A 1,446-nucleotide genomic window follows, 5' to 3' on the forward strand; every position below is an offset into this window, starting at 1 on the left:
TTATTATATCCGATTGCCCAGTCAAAGTCAATGCAGGTGCCCTTCCGAAAAACGGCTCCGCACACCTGTACGGAGCCGTTGGTTTTGATGTGTTATTGCTTTGCGTTGAATTCGTCTACGACCTCATCCACCACGCCCTGCCAAGCGGAACGCATCTCCGCCCAGGTGCCGGGTGTGCCCTCATATTTCTGGAGCAGACCGTCCATGAAGTTGTTCATAACGCCACGGGTCTCGTAAGCATAGGTTTCGTTGCTCATCCGGGTGCCCATGCCGTAGCCGAAGTCGAACATGGGAACGATATTCTCCGAGGTGTACCAGGTCTGCATAAAGTCGTACTGCTCCTCCGTCAGATAGGAGGTCACCTTGCCGGCAGCGGTCTTGGTCTCGATCAGTGCCTTTTCCTTGGCAGCCTGCTTGTATTCCGGCTGGGTGGCAGCCAGCCGCTCACACTTGATGTATGCCGCAACCGCATCCCCCTTGTCGGAGTTCTTGACCAGCATCTTTGCCGCCGCATTGCCGCAGAGATAGTACTTGTCGGATCCGGGCATCTTGGGGAAGGGCACCAGGAACAGATCCCCGTCCGGGTTCATGACATTGGACTGTCCCAGATGCCAGGGCGCCATGCCGTAGTAGAGGATGGAGCCGTCGTTGGGGTAGGTGCCGTACCAGGTGGGATCAAACAGGCTCAGCCGGGTCAGCTCCTCCTCCAGCAGCTCCGCCTTTTCGATCTTTTCGTTCATGACGTTGCTGGTGAATTTCTTCCCGTCATAGTTGATGATGGATTCGCCGGTGGACTGGACGATCGCCTGCCCGAACCAGCCTGCGCAGCCATACCGGGTCTCCCCGTCCTCAGCGTTGGCTACAAAGGTATTCATAGAGGACATGAAAGCGTCCCAGTCCCACTTGCCCTCCTGATAGAGCTTGTAGGGATCCGTCAGCCCCTCCTCCTCAATGAGGGTGCGGCTGTAGGTGATGGCGATATAGTCGGATACGGAGTAGGGTACGACGTAGTAATGCCCCTTGTATTTGTACTTTTCGATCAGATCCTTCATGCCGTCCCAGATGGGATCGGACAGATCAATGTAGCTGTCCAGGTATTCGTACTGTCCCTTTTCCACCCCGTTGGGCACGGAATCCCACTGGTAGTCGAACATATCCACCGGATCGCCTCCGTTGATCCGGTTGGCAAGGTCTGTAAACAGGGTTTCAGAGGTGGTCTTGATGGTTTCGATCTTCGCCCCGTATACGTCCTCAAACAGGGTCAGTGCAACGGTTCGATCCTGGTTTGCAGTGGGGTTCAGATCGTAGATTCCCAGGTAGTAGATGGTCTGTCCCTTGATGTCCGGATCTCCGGCGTTGATGGCACTGTCCGCCGTGTCGATGGATACATCGTCCTGGGATTTGGTGCGTCCCTCGGATTCAGAGGAACTGTTCCCGCCGCAGGCG

At 55.9% G+C, this 1,446-nt stretch carries 1 protein-coding gene; it reads right to left on the reverse strand.

Annotated elements, in window-relative coordinates; translation table 11 throughout:
- Window positions 1–92: 92 nt before the first annotated feature.
- The coding region (locus tag QVO51_RS00700; protein WP_288167672.1) for an extracellular solute-binding protein at window positions 93–1,446 on the reverse strand (1,354 nt) is incomplete at its 5' end.

This window comes from Ruminococcus sp. CAG:379, from assembly GCF_000434255.1.
In the GTDB taxonomy this organism is placed as follows: domain Bacteria; phylum Bacillota; class Clostridia; order Oscillospirales; family Ruminococcaceae; genus Ruminococcus_F; species Ruminococcus_F champanellensis.